This is a genomic window from Arthrobacter sp. NPDC092385 (assembly GCF_044755105.1).
Classification (GTDB): domain Bacteria; phylum Actinomycetota; class Actinomycetes; order Actinomycetales; family Micrococcaceae; genus Arthrobacter_D.
In genome coordinates this window covers 1-3,255 of record NZ_JBIVQL010000037.1, presented here as the reverse complement: position 1 = coordinate 3,255, position 3,255 = coordinate 1, and the positions used below count along the sequence as shown (strand labels likewise).

Sequence of the window (3,255 nt, the reverse complement as noted above, 5' to 3'; positions counted from 1 at the left end):
GAACCCGGCGAATCGCGTCTGGTGCGAACTCGACGGACTGTGATACCTCTCCCCTGCAGGTGGTTCGCGAGGCCCGGGATGTCGTTGGTTGGTGATTCCTGACGGGCATGGCGGAGGAACAGTTACAGGCAGCAAGCAGTCTCGAGCGGAGTGAGGCCGGGAGGCTGAAATCCCCGCGATTGCAGGCCTCTTTGCCATGTTCTCGCATTTCATGCGAAAGTATCGCATGGTATGCGAGGAGATGGTGTGAATAGGCGGATGGGTCCTGCCGGTGCTGCCGGGCGGCAGATCGCCCGGGATGTGGCGTTGTTCAATCCTGCTGAGCAGGTGTTCCAGGCGATGCTGGATGGGTGGCGTAATCAGCAGCTGAGTCGGAACCTGGCTTTCACGACGATCGCCCGGCGTGAGCAGATTATCCAGCGTTTTCGCTTGTTCACCGGAGAGGATCCCTGGTCATGGACGGTGGGTGATGTGGATGAGTTCTTCATGGAACTGCGCGCGGTGCGCTCCGCGAGTCATTCGACCCTCTTGGCGTACCAGAACGCCCTGCGCCTGTTCCTGGGCTATCTGACCGATCCGGCGTACGGCTGGGACCAAGAATGCATGGTGCGGTTCGGTACCCACCCTGTGCAGGTATGCCATGAGTGGAACACCGCAGCGCATGTCCAGGAAGCATCCGCCCGCCCGCGTAAGCGTCCTTTGACCCGCGACGAGCTCCAGGACCTGTTCGACTATGCCGATGATCGGGTCGATCACGCGCGCCGGCACGGGCGTAAGGGCTGGATCTCCGCGTTCCGCGTCGCGACGGCCATCAAAGTCGCCTACGCCTGGGGTTTGCGGCGTAACGAGGTCCGCATGCTCGAGCTGACCGACTTCGGGACCAACCCGCACGCGCCCGAGTTCGGCGGATACGGGGTGCTGTATGTCCGGCACGGCAAGGCCATGCGCGGCTCTCCTCCCAAACGCCGCAGCGTCCTGACGGTCCCCCACACCGGCTGGGCCGTGGACTGCCTGCAGCAATGGATTGATGAAGTCCGGCCGCCCGGAACCGGTGAGGAACAGGCGTCCCTCTGGCCTACCGAGCGCAGCGGCCGGGTCACCGCCGACTCACTGACCCGGGAATTTACGCTCCTGCGTACCGGGCTCGGGCTGGCCGACGGCATCGATTTCCACTCCCTGCGTCGCTCCTACGTCACCCACCTGATCGAGGACGGCTACGACGCTTTGTTCGTCCAGCAGCAGGTCGGACACGAACATTCCTCCACCACCGCCCTCTATACCGGCGTCTCCTCCGATTACCGCACCCGCACCCTGCGGGCAGCGATGAACACGATGGCCACCCAAGCCACCGGCACCGGCACTCGTGGTGGCACGGATGAGAGGAAGACACGATGAAGAAGCACATCGAGTACTCGTGGCGGCTGCGCGAGATCATGGCCGCCCGGGGACTGTTCAACATCTCCGACCTCATCCCCCTGCTCGTCGAACGCGGAATCGACCTCTCCCCCTCGCAGATTTACCGGCTGGTGGGACAGAAACCGGAGCGCATGTCGATGACTGTGCTCGGCGCTTTGTGTGATGCCCTGGATTGCTCGGTCGAGGATCTGTGCCAGTTCCACCTCGCTACGACCGCCCAGCGGAAGACCGCCGTGAACGGCCCGAAAGTGGTCGACCTGAACACGACCATCCGACCCAAACGCGCCCGCGTCCGACCCGCTGAGTGATGCTCACCGCGGACGAGAAACTCTGCGCCCGCTGCCGGACACCGGCCGCCAAACTCGGGGCGATATGGCCCGAAGGCCGTCTCTGCCGGCTCTGTTACCAGCGCGCCGCCCGGACCCACGGCACGTGCCCCGGCTGCGGGGCCGAGCGGCTCCTACCCGGCCTGAACAGCACCGGCTCCCCCACCTGCGTCGACTGCGCCGGCATCCCGGCCGACTTCCACTGCACCCAATGCTCAACCGAGGAAGAGCCTTACCGGGCCCGGCGCTGCGCCCGATGCTGCCTGCAGGATCATCTGGCAGAACTGCTCGATGACGGCACCGGCACCATGCCCGGACCCCTCACAGTCCTGCACGCGGGAATCTGCGCCCAACCCAACCCCCGCAGTGCCCTAACCTGGCTCCGCAACCCCGAGGTCCGCGCTCTGCTGACCGCCATCGCCACCGGCGCGAAACCGTTGGTCCACACCACCTTCGATGACCATCCATCGCCGCGCACCGCGATGCACCTGCGCGAACTGTTCATCGAACACGGGCTACTGGCGCCGATCGACCGGAATCTGGTGCTCTTCGAAACCTGGCTGGACCGGGTCCTGGCAGACATCACCGACCCCGACCAGCGCGCCCTCATCCAACAGTTCGCCACCTGGCACCACCTGCGCCGGATGCGTCGACTCTCCGCCGCCGGCCAACTGCAATGGGGCACCACACGGGCAGCCAAGCAGGACATCTCCGTCGCCCGGGACCTTCTTCGCCATCTCTCAGACCAAGGGAAACTCCCATCCCAGTGCAGGCAAGCGGACATCGACCACTGGCTGGCGACAGGACCGACAACCCGCAGCACCGCGCGCACCTTCGTGCGCTGGGCCGTGAAGAACCAACACCTTCCCGCCCTCGATTTCCCCTACCGCACGGCAGAGACCCGGCCCGTCCTGAACCAGGACGAACGGCTCCGGCTGCTACGCGAGAGCCTCGAAAACCAGGACCGGCCACTGCACTACCGGGCCGCAGCGATCCTGCTGCTGCTTTACGCCCAACCGCTGACCCGCATCGCGTGCATGCGGGTGGACCAGATCAGCCGCACCGAGAACGGCGAAACGATGATCGTCTTTGACGACCAGCCCGTCCCCGTCCCCCACCCCTTCAACGAGATCCTCCAACAACACCTCACCAACCGCCCGAACATGAACACCGCAGCCAACCATGCCTCGCCCTGGCTCTTTCCCGGATACCGCCCCGGACAACACCTCCACCCCGGACACCTCATGAAAAAGCTCCGAGAAAGCGGCATCCACCTCCTCGGCGCCCGCAACGCCACCCTCCGCGCGCTCGTGCTCACCATGCCCCCACCCGTCGCCGCCCAGGCTCTGGGCTACAGCACCCAAATCACCGAACAACACGCCAAGCACGCCGGCAACACCTGGACCACCTACGCCTCCTACCAGCGCTAACCCAGCCGACACCCCGAACCTAGGCTCACAACACTCTGAACCCGGTGGTACTCGCAGGCCTCAAATACACCGGCTCACCAGCA

General features: G+C 65.1%; 3 protein-coding genes. All 3 read left to right on the top strand.

All coding sequences use genetic code 11. The features are described from left to right. Nucleotides 1-258 precede the first annotated feature (258 nt). The 3 genes from ACIQCY_RS18185 to ACIQCY_RS18175 are packed head-to-tail and all read left to right on the top strand — an operon-like array spanning nt 259 to nt 3,172. A complete protein-coding gene (locus ACIQCY_RS18185; protein WP_400485206.1) occupies nt 259-1,395 on the top strand; it encodes a tyrosine-type recombinase/integrase in 1,137 nt (378 codons plus the stop codon). Then, a complete protein-coding gene (locus ACIQCY_RS18180) occupies nt 1,392-1,724 on the top strand; it encodes a helix-turn-helix domain-containing protein (protein WP_400485205.1) in 333 nt (110 codons plus the stop codon). The genes ACIQCY_RS18185 and ACIQCY_RS18180 overlap by 4 nt, the downstream gene beginning before the upstream one ends. Continuing rightward, entirely contained in the window at nt 1,721-3,172 is a 1,452-nt protein-coding gene (locus tag ACIQCY_RS18175) for a recombinase XerD (RefSeq protein ID WP_400485204.1), read from the top strand. Before ACIQCY_RS18180 ends, ACIQCY_RS18175 begins: the two co-directional genes overlap by 4 nt. Nucleotides 3,173-3,255 lie beyond the last annotated feature (83 nt).